Genomic DNA, 448 nt, shown 5'->3' on the forward strand with positions numbered 1-448 from the left:
CGAAAGCGTTCTCTCCTCTTACGGTATCGCGCTTTGGCATGAGGCTGCCGAGGAAAAGCATGAAGTCAACTACCGACATTGGGCTATGCCCTTGTCTCTCAAGATCCCGCAGGACCGCTTGCCAACATCCGGGAGGCAACGCGCTTCGCGCGCAAGAGCACCACCCGATGAATGTCAGCATAATCAGCAAGGGCTAAAGACGCCGTTAAGGTTCATGCGCCCGCATTAAGACGGTATTAAGATTGCAGTCCGGCAGCTCATCTCCGCGTCTGCGTCGCATCCGCCCCGCTATTCAGCTTTCAACGGATACAGCGCGAGCGAGCTAGAAGCAACGGCGCCTCGAACGCTGGTGCACCGGACGCCACTTCGGAGGTCGTCGCCGTTTTTCAACGCATGTTTGACGCAGTTCAAGCTATAATTCGCCCTGAAAGACACGTATGACTTGCCC

At 56.2% G+C, this 448-nt stretch carries 1 protein-coding gene; it reads left to right on the forward strand.

Annotated features, from left to right (window positions below):
- A partial coding sequence (locus tag NE591_RS12395; RefSeq protein ID WP_256156762.1) for a hypothetical protein occupies positions 1-229 on the forward strand: 229 nt, incomplete at its 5' end.
- Positions 230-448: the final 219 nt, after the last annotated feature.

This window comes from Adlercreutzia sp. DFI.6.23 (genome assembly GCF_024462535.1).
Classification (GTDB): Bacteria; Actinomycetota; Coriobacteriia; order Coriobacteriales; family Eggerthellaceae; genus Adlercreutzia; species Adlercreutzia rubneri.